At 41.8% G+C, this 17,694-nt stretch carries 19 protein-coding genes and 2 pseudogenes; 16 read left to right on the forward strand and 5 right to left on the reverse strand.

Annotation, left to right across the window (positions count from 1 at the left end; genetic code table 11):
- Positions 1-255, forward strand: a 255-nt coding sequence (locus A3I3_RS0106170) for an ISL3 family transposase (protein ID WP_018371590.1), incomplete at its 5' end; no start/stop codon positions are given.
- A 38-nt stretch (positions 256-293) separates the two neighbouring features.
- Positions 294-866 (forward strand): hypothetical protein, encoded by a 573-nt coding sequence (locus A3I3_RS0106175; protein WP_018371859.1) that lies wholly within the window; start codon positions 294-296, stop codon positions 864-866.
- A 48-nt stretch (positions 867-914) separates the two neighbouring features.
- On the opposite strand, the gene rsmG is transcribed toward A3I3_RS0106175, so the two are convergent.
- Positions 915-1,628, reverse strand: coding sequence for a 16S rRNA (guanine(527)-N(7))-methyltransferase RsmG (rsmG, locus tag A3I3_RS0106180; RefSeq protein WP_018371860.1), 714 nt, complete (start codon positions 1,626-1,628; stop codon positions 915-917).
- 332 nt (positions 1,629-1,960) lie between these two features.
- On the opposite strand from rsmG, the gene A3I3_RS0106185 reads away from it, so the two are divergent.
- The 4 genes from A3I3_RS0106185 (at position 1,961) to lytR (ending at position 4,975) form a co-directional block, all read left to right on the forward strand.
- On the forward strand, positions 1,961-2,782 hold the full coding sequence (locus A3I3_RS0106185) for a glycosyltransferase family 8 protein (RefSeq protein ID WP_018371861.1): 822 nt from the start codon (positions 1,961-1,963) through the stop codon (positions 2,780-2,782).
- A gap of 110 nt (positions 2,783-2,892) precedes the next feature.
- The gene (gene tsaE, locus A3I3_RS0106190) at positions 2,893-3,339 is read left to right on the forward strand and encodes a tRNA (adenosine(37)-N6)-threonylcarbamoyltransferase complex ATPase subunit type 1 TsaE (protein ID WP_018371862.1); all 447 of its coding nucleotides are present in this window, start codon (positions 2,893-2,895) and stop codon (positions 3,337-3,339) included.
- A complete protein-coding gene (locus tag A3I3_RS0106195; RefSeq protein ID WP_018371863.1) occupies positions 3,326-3,847 on the forward strand; it encodes a GNAT family N-acetyltransferase in 522 nt (173 codons plus the stop codon). Before tsaE ends, A3I3_RS0106195 begins: the two co-directional genes overlap by 14 nt.
- A gap of 9 nt (positions 3,848-3,856) precedes the next feature.
- On the forward strand, positions 3,857-4,975 hold the full coding sequence (gene lytR, locus A3I3_RS10185) for a glycopolymer--peptidoglycan transferase LytR (RefSeq protein ID WP_223873788.1): 1,119 nt from the start codon (positions 3,857-3,859) through the stop codon (positions 4,973-4,975).
- A 171-nt stretch (positions 4,976-5,146) separates the two neighbouring features.
- On the opposite strand, the gene recD2 is transcribed toward lytR, so the two are convergent.
- The 3 genes from recD2 to rnhC are packed head-to-tail and all read right to left on the reverse strand — an operon-like array spanning position 5,147 to position 9,050.
- Positions 5,147-7,498, reverse strand: coding sequence for an SF1B family DNA helicase RecD2 (recD2, locus tag A3I3_RS0106205; RefSeq protein ID WP_018371865.1), 2,352 nt, complete (start codon positions 7,496-7,498; stop codon positions 5,147-5,149).
- 50 nt (positions 7,499-7,548) lie between these two features.
- Positions 7,549-8,160: a signal peptidase I gene (gene lepB / locus A3I3_RS0106210; RefSeq protein ID WP_018371866.1), complete on the reverse strand. Its 612-nt coding sequence runs from the start codon at positions 8,158-8,160 to the stop codon at positions 7,549-7,551.
- Positions 8,157-9,050: a ribonuclease HIII gene (gene rnhC / locus A3I3_RS0106215; RefSeq protein ID WP_018371867.1), complete on the reverse strand. Its 894-nt coding sequence runs from the start codon at positions 9,048-9,050 to the stop codon at positions 8,157-8,159. The genes lepB and rnhC overlap by 4 nt, the downstream gene beginning before the upstream one ends.
- A 117-nt stretch (positions 9,051-9,167) precedes the next feature.
- On the opposite strand from rnhC, the gene A3I3_RS0106220 reads away from it, so the two are divergent.
- The 9 genes from A3I3_RS0106220 to A3I3_RS0106260 all read left to right on the forward strand — a co-directional run bounded on the left by A3I3_RS0106220 (position 9,168) and on the right by A3I3_RS0106260 (position 17,356).
- Positions 9,168-9,473, forward strand: coding sequence for a hypothetical protein (locus A3I3_RS0106220; protein ID WP_018371868.1), 306 nt, complete (start codon positions 9,168-9,170; stop codon positions 9,471-9,473).
- Complete coding sequence (locus A3I3_RS0106225) at positions 9,470-10,018, forward strand: CvpA family protein (RefSeq protein WP_018371869.1); 549 nt, start codon at positions 9,470-9,472, stop codon at positions 10,016-10,018. The genes A3I3_RS0106220 and A3I3_RS0106225 overlap by 4 nt, the downstream gene beginning before the upstream one ends.
- A 124-nt stretch (positions 10,019-10,142) precedes the next feature.
- On the forward strand, positions 10,143-12,473 hold the full coding sequence (locus A3I3_RS0106230; protein ID WP_018371870.1) for an endonuclease MutS2: 2,331 nt from the start codon (positions 10,143-10,145) through the stop codon (positions 12,471-12,473).
- 44 nt (positions 12,474-12,517) lie between these two features.
- Positions 12,518-12,910, forward strand: a complete 393-nt coding sequence (locus A3I3_RS0106235) for a VOC family protein (RefSeq protein WP_018371871.1) — start codon at positions 12,518-12,520, stop codon at positions 12,908-12,910.
- A 717-nt stretch (positions 12,911-13,627) separates the two neighbouring features.
- Positions 13,628-13,942, forward strand: a complete 315-nt coding sequence (gene trxA / locus A3I3_RS0106240) for a thioredoxin (protein WP_018371872.1) — start codon at positions 13,628-13,630, stop codon at positions 13,940-13,942.
- Positions 13,943-14,048: 106 nt separating this feature from the next.
- Complete coding sequence (locus tag A3I3_RS0106245) at positions 14,049-14,897, forward strand: mechanosensitive ion channel family protein (protein ID WP_018371873.1); 849 nt, start codon at positions 14,049-14,051, stop codon at positions 14,895-14,897.
- A gap of 23 nt (positions 14,898-14,920) precedes the next feature.
- Entirely contained in the window at positions 14,921-15,574 is a 654-nt protein-coding gene (locus tag A3I3_RS0106250) for a DUF4352 domain-containing protein (protein WP_018371874.1), read from the forward strand.
- 139 nt (positions 15,575-15,713) lie between these two features.
- Complete coding sequence (locus tag A3I3_RS0106255) at positions 15,714-16,616, forward strand: DUF2268 domain-containing putative Zn-dependent protease (RefSeq protein ID WP_018371875.1); 903 nt, start codon at positions 15,714-15,716, stop codon at positions 16,614-16,616.
- The gene (locus A3I3_RS0106260; protein ID WP_018371876.1) at positions 16,613-17,356 is read left to right on the forward strand and encodes a MerR family transcriptional regulator; all 744 of its coding nucleotides are present in this window, start codon (positions 16,613-16,615) and stop codon (positions 17,354-17,356) included. Before A3I3_RS0106255 ends, A3I3_RS0106260 begins: the two co-directional genes overlap by 4 nt.
- Positions 17,357-17,369: 13 nt before the next feature.
- Here A3I3_RS0106260 and A3I3_RS11125 read toward each other — a convergent pair.
- Positions 17,370-17,570, reverse strand: a pseudogene (locus tag A3I3_RS11125) (hypothetical protein).
- On the opposite strand from A3I3_RS11125, the pseudogene A3I3_RS11285 reads away from it, so the two are divergent.
- A pseudogene (locus A3I3_RS11285) lies at positions 17,531-17,694 on the forward strand (IS1182 family transposase); the annotation flags it as partial. The pseudogenes A3I3_RS11125 and A3I3_RS11285 sit on opposite strands and share 40 nt — an antisense overlap.

The raw sequence follows: 17,694 nt of genomic DNA on the forward strand, positions 1-17,694 counted from the left end.
ATCGAAGATACAATTTCTTCTGTAAACCCTATCTTTCAGACTGTTTTTAAGACTTTTTTGAAAGAGAGGGACAAGATTATCAATGCTTTGGAACTTCCCTACTCAAATGCTAAGCTAGAGGCCACTAACAACCTTATCAAGGTTATCAAGCGCAACGCTTTCGGCTTTCGGAACTTTGACAACTTTAAAACTAGAATTCTCATCGCTTTAAATATCAAAAAGGAGAGAACCAATTCGGTTCTCTCCAGATCTTAGCTGACATCAACCCACTACAGTTGACAAAGAGCCCATTATTGAAACAATTACATCCAGAAAGAAACACAGACATAGAAACAAAGACCAATGATAAAAAAAGAAAAAAGGTCAGTACTTCTGATAAGCCTGAAAAGGTGATAAGAGTTACTCCAGATACACAAGCTACAATATCGATGGATGATCTAGAAAAAGAAAACGGAGTATCTTATAGAGGGCCTCGTTTTCTAATTAGAGGGATTAATCAGATTACAGTTAAAGATTCAAATCAAAATTTAAAAGTTTATGGAAAGATTTTAAATGTTAGTTTGAAGCGGAATTTAGAGGCTATAATTATAGCAGAATTCCAAGGCTCACAATGTAGATTTGTATTACCGGAATCTTTTTTTACTAGTTCAAATATTTCTAATGACCAAATTAGAGATTATCTAGAGGAGTTGGGAGAATATGTTAAAGTAGATTCAAAAGATATTTATATCTGTGCAATGTGTCAATCTCATAAAATAAATATTGAGAAAATATATTTATATATATACGAGTATCTCTATTTAGATTTCGTATTTGAGGATAGGCAGACTAATGGGCTAACTAATTTGATAATCGCGATGAGGTGAAATAAGTAAAAAAATACTCTGATCTCCATATTCAGAGTATTTTTTAGCCTACAGCGGTCTTTTATTTGGCATGCCGGCTTTTCTGGGGTACTTGTTGGGGGTTTCTTTTTTCTTGACGACGACGGTCATGTAGCGCGGGTCGCCGTTGGGCAGCTCATAGCTGATATTGTCCTCGACCTTGCTAAAGAGGAGGTTGAGGGCGTTTTTGGCTTCCAGCAGCTCTTCTGGTGCATTGCTGGCTTTGAGGGCAAGGAGGTGACCTCCGACCTTCAGAAAAGGAATGGTCAGCTCCGCCAGCACCTGCATGCGCGCTACGGCGCGAGCTGTGACGATATCAAATTGGGCACGGAAAGCCTTGTCTTGGGCAAAATCCTCCGCACGCCCATGATAAAAATGCACCTTCTCCAAGCCCAATTCTTCCGCCAGAAGATTGAGAAAGTTGATGCGTTTGTTGAGCGAGTCAATAATGGTGACGTCTAGCTCTGGGAAAAGGATTTTCATAGGAAGGCTGGGAAAGCCCGCTCCTGCCCCAATATCAAGGACTTTGACGGTTTTATTTTTTATCAGCCCTTGCAAAATCGGCGCCAAGGAATCGTAAAAATGCTTGAGGTAAACCTCATTTTTTTCAGTAATGGCGGTCAGGTTGATTTTTTGGTTCCATTCGACCAGAAGTTGAAAATAGCGTTCAAATTGTGCTTTTTGCTGGTCGGTCAGGCTGAGTTTGTGTGTCTCTAAGGCTTGGTAAAATTCTTGAGGGGTCATAGGCTGTCCTTACTAGTAAATTCTTTTACTATTATAGCAAAAGTTTTGATATTTTGTAGGTTTGTTTTGTGTTCCTTTCTGTAGCTTAAAATTTCACATGGTAGAAGTCTATTTAAAGCTTTATTTAATAGCTAATTGATGTACTTTTGAATAGGAAAAATTTTTTAGCAGGTCAATAAAATATCGACTATTAAATATATTTGTTTCGTTCTTGCAATATTGTCACAATATTTTTACCACAGGGACAGATATTTTTGGTATAATACTCAGCGTGTACACTTGAGGTAAAAATTCTTATCTAAGTTTATCTGTAATAACTATCGGGGGTAAGTATGGTTATGATGAATCTCTTATTTTCAATCGATGATCGCTATGTGGAGCAGTTTAAGACGACGCTTTATTCTGTTTATCACAATTCTGGACAAGCAGATTTACACGTTTTTGTTTTACAGAAGAATGTTTTAAAGAAGCATAAAGAAATTGAAAGTTTTTGTCAAAAACTAGCAATTACCTACACACCACTGGTGATTGGGGAAAAGGATTTTGAAGATGCTCCGACTACAGATCGTTATCCTGAAACGATTTACTATCGTTTGTTGGCACATGAGTATCTGCCTGTAGATTTGAACCGTATCCTCTATTTAGATGCAGACATTTTATGTCTCAATGATATTAGGCCTCTTTATGAGCTGAACATGGGAGAAATGCTTTATGCTGCGGCTAGCCATGTTAAAAACGAAGGTGTGACAGACACGATCAATAAACTACGCTTACAAAACTTTGAGGCAGAAAGTTACTACAATTCTGGCGTACTTCTGATGAACTTACCAGCCATTCGTAAGTTAGTTAAGCGAAAAGACATTTTGAATTATATTGAACGTAACAGTCATATTCTTTTTCTCCCTGATCAGGATGTCCTAAATGCCCTTTATGGTCATTTTACGATTCAAGTAGCTGATGAGCTTTATAATTATGACGCGCGTTATGACATGCTCTATTACATGAGGGGGAAAGGTTCTTGGGATCTCGATTGGGTTATTGAACACACTGTTTTTCTACATTTTTGTGGGCGTGACAAACCTTGGTTAAAAGAATATCGTGGGCGTTACAGTGGTTTATACAAGCATTATCAACATTACTGTCGGAAATTGTAATGATTTGAAAAGTCCAAAGGAAGCTTATTTTGATCAATTTTCTTTAAAATTAGTTCAAATCTCCTTATTAATTAAGAACAAAAAGAAAAATTTTTGGTATAATAGTTGGCATGTATAGTCAAAATGAACAGGAATTGCAACTTCTCGGCGAAAAACTAGGTCGCTTGATGAAAAAACAAGATGTTTTGATTTTATCTGGTGATTTAGGTGTGGGGAAGACGACTTTTACCAAAGGACTTGCTAGAGGTCTTGGGATTAAGCAAATGATTAAAAGTCCGACTTATACGATTGTGCGTGAGTATGAGGGGCGTTTGCCACTCTACCATCTAGATGTTTATCGTATTGGTGAAGACCCAGATTCGATTGATTTGGATGATTTTCTCTTTGGCGTAGGCGTAACCGTGATCGAATGGGGCGAACTTCTAGGAGCAAGTCTACCTGACGATTATCTAGAAATAATCTTGACTAGAGAGCATGAGGGACGTACATTGACTTTTAAACCTCATGGTCTGCGAGCACAAAACTTGTTGGAGGAATTTCAACATGGCAGCACGTAAGTTAATGATAGGTGAAGCAGAACCTCAAAACGCACAAGACTTAGTTGACTTTTTGAATCAAGTCGGTTTAGAGAGTGATATGACCACGATTGATGAGGCGGGTATTTTAATGACAGTTGAGGAGATGACTCAGTTTATCAGTGTACAGGCTCAGTCAGAAAATCAACTCTATTTAGTCGCTTATCTCAGTGAAGAGCTTGTAGGAGTTCTTAGTATTACGGCTGACTATCGTGACCGCGTTCGTCATATAGGTGATCTCTTCATGGTAGTGAAAAAGACCTATTGGAATAATGGGCTAGGGGGCTTCTTGTTAGCTGAAGCCGTTCACTGGGCAGAAGAAAACCCTGTGCTTAAGCGACTTCAACTTAGTGTCCAAGTTCGTAATGAAAGTGCACTCCATCTTTATAAAAATTATGGCTTCGTCATTGAAGGAAAGCAAGAACGTGGAGCACGTTTAGACGATGGAAATTTGGTCCCGATTTATCTCATGGGCAAGTTACTAGATTAGGAAAATATTATGGTAAAAAAAATAATAAGTATGTTGCTAGGGCTCTTTTTGATAACCTTAGTAGGGGTGGGTGTATATGGCTTTACCATCTACCAGCAGTCCACTTCAGAATTATCTAAGACCTATAAAGGATTTGGAAATGAAAACAATGTCATTGATGCAACGCAGCCTTTGACCATTTTACTCATGGGAGTAGACACAGGATCTGGTTCGCGGACAGACCGTTGGGAAGGGAATAGTGACAGTATGATTTTACTGACTGTTAATCCTATTACCAAAGAAACCAGCATGATGAGTTTAGAACGTGATATTTTAACGAATATCGGCGGAAGTGGTGAGCAAACTCAAGCCAAGTTAAATGCTGCTTATGCTAATGGTGGTGCTAAATTGGCAATTTCTACCATTCAAGATTTAATGAATATCAATATTGACCGCTATGTTCTTATCAATATGGAAGGATTGGTACAATTAGTTGATGCTGTCGGTGGGATTGAGGTGGAAAATAAGTTTGATTTTCCTATCTCTATTTCAGAAAATGAGCCCGAGTACACGGCAACCGTTCCACCAGGCAAACATAAAATTAATGGGGATCAGGCTCTAGTTTATGCCCGAATGCGCTATGATGACCCAGAAGGAGATTATGGTCGTCAGAAACGCCAGCGAGAAGTGATTCAAAAGGTAGTCCAAAAAGTTTTAAGCCTGAATAGCGTAAGTCACTATCAGGCGATTCTCAAGGCCATTAGTAATAACATGCAAACGAATATTGATCTTTCTTCAGGAAGCATTCCCAAACTCTTGGGCTATCAGGATGCTTTTAAAAAAATCCGCAGTTATCAACTGCGTGGAGAAGATGCAACATTGGCAGATGGCGGCAGTTATCAGATTGTAACAGGTGAGCACTTGCTAAAAATGCAAAATACTCTGCGTAAGGCTTTAGGAAAAGATTCGCTAGATAGTTTGAAAACAAATGCAGTGCTTTATGAAGATTTATATGGCAATGGTGCATTTAGTAACTCGAGCACTTTTGATAGTTCAACAACTTCTAGAACAACAGATTATAGCACATCCTATAATAACCAACCGGCAGCCGATTATACAACGGGTTATAATGCTGTGACGCCAAACTAATTAATCTTTGAAAGTGCACAATCAAAAAGTGAGACTGGGCAAAAGTTCAGTCTCACTTTTTTATCAGAAATATTATAAAAGCATAAGTGGTTGATTGGTGACTTTGTTTATCTTTTAAGCGATGTACAGCTGACAACTGTATGGAGGTGGGAAAATGAATTTTCCCTTAGTTTAGTCGAGTTCTTTTCCGCCTCCTTTAAAAATTGCTTCTATATCTTCGTCTCTTAAGCCAATCAATGGATCAATTTGGCTATAGTTTTCCTCTGTTAAGATGTAGTCTTCTACGGACATGGTGCCGTTTTCTACGATTTCCTCTTTTGAAGGGAATCTTTCTTTCAGATAGGTTTTACGTATTGTGCCTGTATGTTTGGTTGCATAGTCAAAAGCAGCGAATTCACCCAAGAGGATTAGTTTACTTTTAGCGCGTGTCACGGCTGTATAGATAAGATTGCGCTGAAGCATACGGTGGCTACTGCTTGTAATCGGGAGAATAACCACGGGAAATTCGCTTCCTTGTGCTTTATGAATACTCATGGCATAGGCTAATCGTATCTTGTACCATTCGTTGCGGGGGCAGATTAACTCATTCTCATCGAATTGCAGTATCAGTTCATCTTGTTTGGATTCACTGTATTTGCTCGGGATTAGGTCGGTGATGATTCCTAAATCACCATTAAAGACATTATTTTCAGCATCATTGATGAGGTGGATAATCTTATCACCAACTTGGTAATGATTGTCTAAATTTTCAAAGCTTAATTGGTCTTTCTCGAGAGGATTCAGTAAGGTCTGCATCATTTGATTAATAGCATCAATTCCAGCAGCGCCTCTGTACATAGGAGCTAGAACTTGAATGTCGTAGGGGGCTATTCCATTGCGCAAGGCGGCTGAAACGATTTGTTCAATCAAGTGTGGGATGTGCTCGTTACGTGCTTCAAAATAAGAGCGATCAGGTTTTTTATCGGTAAAGTCAGCAGGTAAATGCCCTTGGCGAATATGATTTGCCAAGGTGACGATAGTGGAATCCTCGCTTTGGCGGTAAATGGTTGTCAGTCGAACTTGTGGGATGCCAGAGATTTTCAGTAAATCTGCTAGAACTTGTCCTGGCCCAACCGATGGAAGTTGATCCGCATCACCAACGATTAGCAGTTGTGTATTGCTGCTGATATTGCTTAGGAGCTGATTTGCAAGCCAAGTATCCACCATGGAAAACTCATCTACAATAATCAAGTCTGCATCTAAATAATCGCTCAGGTGGCTTGTGTCATCATCACCAGTCATACCCAAATGACGATGGATAGTAGCGCTGGGGAGTCCTGTCAATTCATTCATGCGTCGGGCAGCCCGACCTGTTGGTGCAGCGAGCAAAATCGGCAGATTTTCTCTTGTATGCAGATCAATTTTATAGAGTTTGGCATAGGCGGAAATAATCCCATTGATCACGGTTGTTTTTCCAGTTCCAGGTCCACCTGTTAGAACAAAGACTTTACTAGTTAAGGCAGCTGCGATAGCTGCTTTTTGTGTCTCATCGTAGGAAATATCCAGTTCATTTTCTACTTCTGTAATGGTTTGGTTTAGTTGGCCGGAATTAACAATCGATGCTTGCTCTTTTTCCAGAAGTCGCATTAGGCGATTGCAAATACCCTCTTCTGCAAAATAGAGACTATTGTCAAAAATCTTGGTATCAACATTTTGAACCTTGTCTTCTTCTATCAGTTGAGACAATTCATCTGCAATTAAGTTTGGATCCAGCTCAACTGGCCGAGCTTTTTCTAACAAAGTGACGGTTTCTTCAAGCAGATCTCGCGCTTCTAGATAGGTATCTCCCGTTTCGACGGCATGGCTGAAAAGTGTATGCACAAGCCCAGCTCGAAAACGCTCAGGGGAGTCGCTGGCAATGCCGAGCTGTTCAGCAAGCTTATCAGCAATGGTAAAACCAACCCCCTGAATATCTTCTACCAGTTGGTAGGGGCTAGTCTTGATAATTTCCAAGGTTTCTTCCTTGTAGAAATCCTGAATCTGAAAAGCAAGTTTATTGGGAATGCCGTATTCAGCTAATTGTGAGAGGATTAGCTCGGTTCCATAGTTGGCACGGAGCTTGTTGACAAAGGTAGTACGAGTGGCAGCAGATAGTCCAGAAATAGCAGTTAACTTATCAGGTTCTGCTAGAATTTTGTCAATGGTATTGTCGCCATAAAGTTCGACAATCTTTTGTGCCGTTTTTTGACCGATACCTTTAAAGTGGTCACTAGCAAAGTATTTGATTAGGCCTTGACTGGTTGGTTTTGCTTTTTCATAGCGATTGATACTTAATTGCTGACCATACTTGGGGTGTTGAACCAGTTGTCCCCAAAAGGTATAATTTTCATCTTCAAATACTTCTGCTATAGTCCCAGTCACAATCAGTTCAAAATCTTCTAATTCTGCGTCTGTATCTTCAACATCAAGGAGTAAGATACGGTAGAAATTGCTGGGATTTTCAAATATGACTCGCTCAATGCGGCCTGAAACGAATATTTCCATTGTTTTTCCTTATAAAAATGAGGCGGGACAAGGTCCCAGCCCCAAGTGAGTTATTTGATTGTGCCGATACGATTAAATGGCCAAAAACGGAATTTAGCTTCCCCGATGATTTGCTTTTTAGAAAAAGTTCCTACTGCACGACTGTCTTTGGAAACAATACGATCATCGCCGAGTAACAAATATTGGCCTTCAGGCACTTGGATAGTAAAGGATGACTTGCCTTCGTTATCAACTGTGAAAGCTTCAGCTAACTGTGCCAATTCTTGAAAATAAGCATTGTAGCTGTAGGTGGATTGGAGCTTGTCTTTCTTGAATTTTTTGAGGTAATCAGCTAGATAAGGCTCATCTGTTTCTTTGTTATTGATATAAAGTTTATCATTTTTATAGGTAATGGTATCTCCTGGCATGCCGACCACTCGTTTGATGATGTCTTTTTCTTTTCCTTGTTCATCTGTTTCTTTCGCTACCACAATATCATAGCGGTTTACAGGGAGATGTTTGACGACGAGGAGCATTTCCTTATTTGCAAGTGTTGGATCCATCGAGTGTCCCTCAACCGTCACCGTCGCCCAAAGGAAGAGCCGTGAGGTGAGAAGAAGCGTCATAAAGATGATAAATCCTAGCCATTCTTTAAGAAATTTTTTTAGTGAGAAATTTTTCATAGTTTACCCTTTGCGATTTTTTCCGCTTTTTCTGTATTTTTAAAATGAAGTTTAGCGACATGGGCGAGCATGTCTCGGCCATAGCGTTTGAGAATGCTTGCTGCGATTTGATCGCTTTTTGAACCGGCCCCACTTGGCAAGGTCATACCAAGTTCTTTTCCTAGCTTTTCTAGATTTTCCAAAAAGAGCGCCCGTGCAATGATAGAACTAACAGCAACAGCTAAATATTTTCCTTCAGCTTTTTCCTCAAGTGTGATTGGATTGCTGAACTGATTTTTCTCTTTTTTGAGGTATTTTTGGTAATTTCCAACTGAAGTAAAGGCGTCAATAACAATCTTCTCTGGTTGAGCGCCTTGCTGGAGCAGTAGATAAAGCGCCTGATTGTGCAGGGCAACTTTGACCGAAACAGCATTGTAGCCTGAAGCGATGACTTCATTGTATTTTTGAGGAGTGAGGAGCAAAGCTTGATGGGGAATACTTTCTTTCAGAAGAGGGGCTAGTTGACGAATTTTAGCATCGGTTAGGGTCTTGGAATCTCCCACGCCTAACTCTCTTAGCCAGCCGTGTTCTTTTGGTGTGACCAAAGATGCAACTACAGCTAAACCACCAAAATAAGAACCATTCCCCACTTCATCAGAGCCCATCAGTGGTAGATTTTGCTCTGTATTAGGAGAGCTTTTTTCCATTTTGTAGCCAAAGAAAGCTGCAAATTCGCTTGCCTGCTCACCTTGAAGGACAACTTTTCCAGAATGATAAATACTGACTGTTGCACCCGGCAAACGAAAGAAGTGCTGGATATAAGGATTTTTTGAAGGGGCTAGGGCAGAACGATAGCGTTCAACAAAAGCAGCCAACAAATCCTTGTTGGGACTCAAAGAAATTGTTTCCATTTATCCATTGTACCACAAAATGGAAAATTGAGGTCAAATCTAAGTAAAAATCTTTTCAACAGCAGAAAAAATGGGAAAGTTAGGGGAAATTATGCTATAATAAAACGAGGTGATTTTATGGCAGATTTAAATCGATACAAATTTACTTTCGGAAACAAAACATTAACGCTCACAACAGAGCATGAAAATCTCTTTATGGAAGAAGTTGAGCGGGTGGCGCAAGAAAAATATCAGGCCTTGAGAGAGCGCTTGCCCAAAGCTGACGATGAAACTTTAGCGCTATTGCTTGCGATCAATAGTCTCTCAACCCAGTTGGTACGTGAAATCGAATTTGACGATAAGGAACGTGAATTGGCAGACTTTCGCCAAGCGGCTCTTCAACAACTGAAAGAAAAAAATACGCAGAGAGAACAAGATTCATGATTGGGTTAGTGATATTAGTCATCTTGGTTTGGAGTTTTTATATTGGCTATGCACGTGGTCTGGTCTTGCAGTCGTTTTATAGCGCCAGTGCTGTAGTAGCAATGATCATTGCTGGACAGTTTTACCGTCGTCTCAGTTCTTTTTTAAGCCTTTGGGTTCCGTATGCTAGTCCGAGCCAAGGAGCAGCGGTTTCCTTTTATCCGACCAATAAGCTTTTTGACTTAGATCAGGTGTTTTATGCAGGATTAGCTTATTTTTTAGTTTTTTGCCTAGCATATATGATTGCACGTTTTATTGGTGTTTTTGTGCATCTGGCACCTATTTGGAAATGGAATAAACTTTGGATGCGCGTTTTAAGTGGCGCTTTAGCAGCAGCTTTATCACTTTTTGTCATCCAAATGGGGCTGACTATTTTGTCAACTGTGCCACTGGCACTTGTACAAAATCATCTGCAAGGAAGTGCAACCGCACGCTTTCTTATTTCCCACATGCCTGTGACTTCACAGCTGTTGCGAAGTTTATGGGTTACAAAAATTATTGGCTAGGGAGTGAGTTCTGTCCCACCCGCGCAATGCCTATTGGGCTTGTCAAGTGAACAAAGTGCACATAAACCGAACGCATTTTAGAGACTAGAGACTGTTGTCTCAGTCTCTTTTGAATAGGAGAATAATGAATAATAAAATTTTAGAAACCTTAGAATTTCATAAAATCAAGGACTTGTTTGCTCCTTATTTGCTGACGGAGCAGGGGCAGCTTGAGCTGAGGCAGCTTGAGCCAACCAGCAAAAAAGAAGCGATTGCGACAGCTTTTGCAGAAGTAGCCGACATGCGGCAAATCTTTGTCGAGCAGCCGCACTTTAGCCTCGCTGCGACCAAGGATATTACAGCTTTTGTCAAGCGTTTGGAGCTGGAAGGCGACCTCAATATTGAGGAGCTCTTGACTCTCAAGCGAATTTTGAGCGTCAGCCATGACTTGAAAGACTTTTATCAGGATTTGGAAAATGTGGAGCTGACCAAGCTCAATCGTCTCTTTGAGAATTTACAAGTATTTCCTAACTTGCAGGGAAGTCTCCAAGCGATTAACGACGGCGGTTTTATTGAGAATTTTGCCAGTGAAAAACTGGCGCGTCTTCGCCGCAAAATCCAAGAGAGTGAAGTGCAGGTCAGAGATATTCTGCAAGAAATCTTGAAAAATAAGGCGGATATGCTGGCTGACCAAGTCGTAGCCAGCCGTAATGGCAGAAATGTTCTGCCGGTCAAAAACACCTACCGCAATAAAATCGCTGGGGTCGTTCATGATATTTCGGCTAGCGGGAACACCGTCTATATTGAGCCGCGAGCAGTCGTCAATCTCAATGAGGAAATCTCCAATTATCGGGCGGACGAGCGCCACGAAATGGCGCGAATTTTGCAGGAGCTGTCTGACATGCTGCGTCCGCATGCTGCTGTCCTTGCTAATAACGCTTGGATTATCGGGCACCTGGACTTGGTGCGCACCAAGGTGCGTTTCATGCAGGACAAGGAAGCCGTCTTGCCAGACTTGTCTGAGGAGCAGGATATTCAGCTTTTGCAGGTGCGGCATCCCTTGATTGAGCAGGCGGTTGCCAACGACCTGCATTTTGATGCGGCTTTGACCGAGATTGTCATCACGGGTCCCAACACTGGTGGTAAGACCATTATGCTGAAAACGCTGGGCTTGGCTCAGCTCATGGCTCAGTCGGGCTTGCCCATTTTGGCTGATAAGGGCAGCCGAGTAGGAATTTTTGGACAAATCTTTGCCGATATTGGCGATGAGCAATCAATTGAGCAGAGTTTGTCCACTTTTTCCAGCCACATGACTAATATCGTCTCTATTTTGGGAAATGTGAAAGGTGATGCGCTGGTTCTCTTGGATGAGCTGGGGGCAGGGACGGATCCGCAAGAAGGGGCTGCGCTTGCCATTGCCATTTTGGAAGATTTGCGTTTGCGCCAGATAAAAACCATGGCGACTACCCACTATCCAGAGCTTAAGGCTTATGGCATCGAGACTGCTGGCGTGCAGAATGCCAGCATGGAGTTTGACACGGAAAGCCTGCGTCCGACTTATCGCTTTATGCAGGGTGTTCCTGGGCGGAGCAATGCCTTTGAAATCGCACGGCGTCTGGGCTTGGCAAATCTTGTCGTTCAGAATGCTCAAGACCTAATGGATACCGATAGCGATGTCAATCGGATTATTGAGCAGCTGGAGGAGCAGACGCTGGAGAGCCACAAGCGGCTGGACCATATTCGTCAGGTGGAGCAGGAAAATCTCAAATTTAACCGTGCGCTGAAAAAGCTTTATAATGAATTTAACCGCGAAAAAGAAACCGAGCTTAACAAGGCACGGCTGGAAGCGCAGGGAATTGTCGACCTTGCACTGGCTGAGAGCGATGAGATTTTGAAAAATTTGCAGGAAAAATCAGTTCTCAAGCCGCATGAAATCATCGAAGCCAAGGGCAAACTCAAAAAATTGGCGCCAGAGACGGTTGACTTGTCGCAAAATAAGGCATTGAAGCAAGCCAAGAAAAAGCGGGCGCCAAAGGTGGGTGATGACATTATTGTCACCAGCTACGGTCAGCGCGGCACCCTGACCAAGCAGCTCAAGGACGGGCGCTGGGAAGCTCAGGTCGGCTTGATTAAGATGACCTTGGCGGAAAATGAATTTAACCTGCTCAAGGCTGAAAAAGAAGAGCCTCAGAAAAAGCAGGTCAATGTGGTCAAACGCACAACGTCTGGTGGACCGCGGGCACGCCTTGATTTACGCGGCAAGCGTTATGAAGAAGCCATGCGCGAATTGGACGAATTTATCGACCAAGCCCTGCTCAATAATATGGCGCAGGTAGACATTATCCACGGGATTGGGACGGGCGTGATTCGTGAGGGCGTGACCAAGTATCTGCGTCGCAACAAGCAGGTCAAGTCTTTCGGCTACGCTCCGCAAAATGCTGGCGGTTCAGGCTGCACCATTGTATTGTTTAAGTAGTCATTGCTTGGCTGTATACAAATTTGAATGGACGGAGAAATGCTATGGAATTTAAGGAACTCATCCCAGAATGTTCTGTGTTTGATATTGCACAAACCAAAGATTTTTATGAAAAATTAGGTTTTAAAATAGAGTATGAACGAAAAGCAGACAAGTTTGTGTTTATGTCTTTCCACGGCAGCCAGTTTATGTTTGAGCAAATCCACGATGACGGCTGGAATGTTGGCGAATTGGACTATCCCTTGGGGCGAGGAATTAACTTTTCTATCGCTGCTGACAATGTTGAAGAACTCTATGAAAGAGTTAAAAATGAACAAATAGAGATTTACAGAGAACTAACAAGAAGTTCTTACGAAATCCAAGGCGGCGTAGTTGAAGAACAGATAGAATTTCTCATTCAAGACCCCAATGGCTATCTATTAAGATTTACAAATTGACAAGTTGTAGTTTGTGGCATAAAAAAGTTAGAAAAACTGCGAAGGGAGCTTGTGACTGTAATTGAATACGGGCTAAAATATCGGAAAATAGAGAGGTAGCTGTTTTGGCTTTAGCCAATTTACAGCTAAGACTACCTTTAGGTATAAATCCTCCTAGGAGCTTGAGGCTCCGTTGTCGATTTTCCTAAAATTCAGTCGATTTTCGACATTTTTCAATCAAAACGATATTTTTTGATTGAAAAATTAGTGTAGACTTTAGAAAGGGCGCGTTAGCGACTTTCGTTTCCTGACAGCACAAAGTGCTAGACAGGAATAAGTCTGCTAACGCCCTTTGTATCTTAGAAACTGAATTCGAGCTAAAAGCTCGGAAAATAGGTAAATCCTCCTAGGAGCTTGAGGCTCCGTTGTCGGATTTCCTAATTTTCTGTCGCTTTTTATACGCTCTCATATCTTGTCGTAGCACTAAAAAATTGCAAAACTGCGGAGGGAGCTTGCGACCGTAATTGAACACGGGCTAAAATCCTAGTAAAAAAGACTCGCTTTCCTCGCTTCATGGAAGCAGCGTCAAGCTCCCTATTTTTATACGGATTTCTTAACGCCCTTTGTATCTTACCGTAGCAAATATTTTGCAAAATTTGTCTTTTAGTGTAGAATATTGTCAAGAACTATTAGAAGCGGTGAGGTCTGGGTATAGGGCTTGCCGAGAAGGAGAATTTTATGGTAGCAGCAGTTACAGATGCAAATTTTGTCGAAGAAACAAAAGACGGACTTGTTTTGATTGATTTTTGGGCAACTTGGTGTGGTCCATGTCGCATGCAAGCGCCAATCCTTGAGCAATTAGCTGGGGAACTTTCTGAAGACGAACTCAAAATCGTCAAAATGGATGTGGATGAAAATCCTAACACAGCGCGTGAATTTGGCATTATGTCTATTCCGACTTTGATGTTCAAAAAGAACGGTGAAGTGGTCAAGCAAGTCGCTGGCGTTCACACAAAAGACCAACTTAAAGCGATTGTTGCTGAGTTGAGCTAATGATTTGAAAACTCTCGGTAGCGGGAGTTTTTCCTTTTGTAAAGCGAGGATTTCTCTTCCTATTTATGTTATAATAAAAAGAGTTTAGATTTGAAAAGGACAGCTTATGCCTAAATTTTTAATACGTTTTTGGGAGAAGATAGATTGGACTGCCTTGGCAGATGATGCTTTTTTAAAAATTATTTCCCTTCTTCTTTTATGTATTCTCTTTTATATTGCCAAAAAAATTCTGCACCTGACGGTCAATAAGATTATTGCGCCTTCGCTCAAATTATCCAATCAAGGAGCAGCGCGGCAGCGGACAATTTCGCGCCTCATCGAAAATCTGCTCAACTATGCCCTCTACTTCTTCTTGATTTACTGGGTTTTGTCTATCTTGGGGCTGCCTGTCTCTAGCCTTTTGGCTGGGGCTGGAATTGCTGGGGTGGCGATTGGTATGGGAGCGCAGGGCTTTCTGTCCGACTTGGTCAATGGTTTCTTTATTTTGCTGGAGCGTCAGCTCGATGTGGGGGACAATGTCAGTTTAACCAATGGCTCGATCACTATTAAAGGAATTGTTGTTAGTGTCGGAATCCGTACCACTCAAGTTAGAGGACATGACGGAACACTTCATTTTGTGCCCAACCGCAATATCACAGTCGTCAGTAATCTTTCACGGGGAGACATGCAAGTTATTATTGATCTGCCCTTGCAAGCAGATACAGATTTAGGCAAGGTTACAAAAATTCTTGAAGCAGTTAATCAGGCTGAACTGCGAAATTATCCAGCAATTTTGGGAGCGATTGACTTGCTTGGACCGCAAGTGGATACTCGAGGCGTTTTTAGCTATCGTATTCGCATGAAAGTTCAGAATGGTAGTCAGTCCGCTGTTTACCATGAATTTTATAGTCTTTATCACAAGGCCTTGTTGGAGGCAGGCATTTCCTTGCCTACATTGATAAGCAGTAGTAAGTAGAAAATGTCTAAAAAGGAGAGATGATGGAGTTTTACCAACCACCTAAGGAAATGATCAGTGATGATGGACATATTTACCAGCTAAAAAAACCGCTCTACAAACAAGGTTTATTTTGGAGTACAGTTGTAGGTGGGGTCTTGGTCGGCTTATTGTCTATTGGAATGATTATTCTCACACTGGTCATTGTCGTGCTGTCAGATGAGAATGCCCAGATTAGAAAACATGCAAGAGGAGAGACCTCATCTTACTACACAGGCTATGATACGAATAGTTATTACGATGAAGCCGCTTTTGGAAAAGTGATGACTGTCAAAAAAGGTATCACAGTTCAGGTGCAGTCGGCTAAGAAAGATCCAAAGCGCAGCTTAAGTGATGATAGCAGTGGACAAGCAGTTGTGGTGACTGTTACTATTAAAAATAATTCAAATCAATCGGTTTTGATCAGTCCATATGATTTTTACCTTTATGATGAGGAAGATAATATTTACCTAATTGATAGCACCACTTTTGATAATCAGCAAGTTGGAACCAATCTTGCTAAAGGGAAATCAATCACGATGGATATTATTTTTGACGGTGAGCAAGCAGATACGGATAATTGGAGTGTTACCTATAACAATATTCGTTGGTCTAAAGGTGGCAAATCAAGTCGTCAGTCCGGAGGTTCTGCTATTTAATACGAAAAATTGAGGTTGGATGTTACTTTCAGCCTCGATTTTTATTGCTTAAAATAAAGTGGAGAATTAATTTATATTTTTGGCTTGACTATAACCTAAGGGGATAGTTTATAATGAGGGATGAAAGGAAAGTGATACAATGAAAATAGAAATGATTCGTTCGGACAAGGTCTATCGAGACTTACTGACTTTACCGCTGGAAGAAAGGGAGCGAGTTTTCCGCGAGCAGGTACTTCAGCCTTTTAAGCAAAAGTTTTATCTGCAAAAAATTCCCTTTGAGGCAAAGAGTCCCGGCGGCTTTGATATTATGTTCTTGCTGTCTTGGATGAACCGTATGCCTAAGGATTTGACAGAGGCTGACCGTGCAGCTATTGAGCAAATCAGCTCGGATGATTTATGGCAGGAGAGTAAGGCAACGATTGAGAGGAGCTTCTCCCTCTTTGAAGAGGCAGGGATAGAGCTAGCCGTGCAAGACTATGTTTTCACCATGCTGCTGGGAAATCCTGAGAGTACCCTCTTGCAGCTTAATAAAGGTTATAGCGGTGACGGAGGCATTCCGGGCTATATCATGGCTTCGCTCCTTCCTAACGACTACACCTTGCCGCGCTTGCAGGCGGCAATCGCTCACGAGTGCAATCACAATGTCCGTTTCCAGTTTATCAAGTGGACGGAAGAAACCACTCTGGCTGATTGGGTTGTGAGTGAAGGCTTGGCAGAATCCTTTGCAGCTGCATTATTCGGTGAAGATTTGATTGGGCCTTGGGTCAGTGAGACAAGCAAGGAAGAGTTGGAGCGTTTCAAGCCTGTCATTAGTGAAAATTTATCCTTGACTGGTATGGCAAAGATGTCACCCTACCTCTACGGCGATGAAATTGCTCAAATTCAAGGGCAGAAGCCAGTAGGGTTGCCCTATGCGGCGGGCTATGCTTATGGCTATCATTTGGTTCAGACTTATCTCAAACATACAGGCAAGACGATTGTCCAGGCAACCCTTACCCCGACTCAAGAAATTTTACAGGAGACAAAAGAGTTTTGGAAATGAAGTACTCAGTAGCTGATTTGGTCAAGATTACAGGCGTCACCAAACGAACCTTGCACTACTATGATAAAATAGCTTTGCTGTCACCCCAGCGCAATCCAGAGAATGGTTATCGTTTTTACAGGCAGGCGGATTTGCTGCGCCTGCAAGAAATCTTGTTTTTAAAAGCTGTCGGTTTGTCCTTGGCTGAAATCAAGGATTTTTTGAAAATGGAGCAAAGCGAGCGGCAAGAAAAACTCAGACACTACCAGCTGCGTTTAAAGGATAAGATTGCTCATTTGCAAAAGCTGGCGCGTGGTGTAGAAAATTACTTGGACGGACAGCCAATCCTTGAGTTAGACTTGGAATGGACACTGCCTTTTGAGGAACAATACCAGCGTGAGGCGGAGCACCGCTTTGGTCAGACAGCGGCTTTTCAATCCTTTAAGGAAAAGCAAGAAAGCCTAAGCACAGAGGAGAAAGAGCAGCAAGGTCAGGTTTTAGAAAGCGAACTGTCAGCCATTTTTGAGCGGCTCTACCAGCAGCGCCATTTGCCCGTATCAGCTATAAGTATCCAAGCAGAAATCGCTCGGTGGCAGGCTGCTTTAGCTAGGATCATGGAAGTAGATGAAGTAGTCCTGCGCGGCATTGCCCTGTCCTATCAAAAAGATATTCGCTTTCGCGATTACTTTGACCGCAAGTACGGAGCGGGCTTTGCCGACTATCTGAGCCAAGCAATTTTCTTTTATTTGGATGCTCGGTGAGTGGCTTTCATTTTTACTTGAAAGATAAAGGGAAAGTGATAGTAGGAAAAAGAGCCTGGGACAATAGTCCCTTATCTCCAAAAAAAGCAACGGCAAATCCGTTGCTTTTTTGCATGGTTGCGATAGTCCTGGTAAAATAGAATTGCACAATAAACTATTTAGAAAGGCTATCCCATGCATATTCACTATAACACAAATCAAACAACTTTACCACTAGAAATCAGTTCTTTCTTGCCACAAGACCATCTCGTCTTTACGATTGAAAAAGTGGTGAATACTTTGGAGGATTGTCACTTCCACGCCTTCTATCATGCCTTTGGTCGCCCGTCTTATCACCC

It is taken from the genome of Streptococcus massiliensis DSM 18628 (genome assembly GCF_000380065.1).
Lineage (GTDB): Bacteria > Bacillota > Bacilli > Lactobacillales > Streptococcaceae > Streptococcus > Streptococcus massiliensis.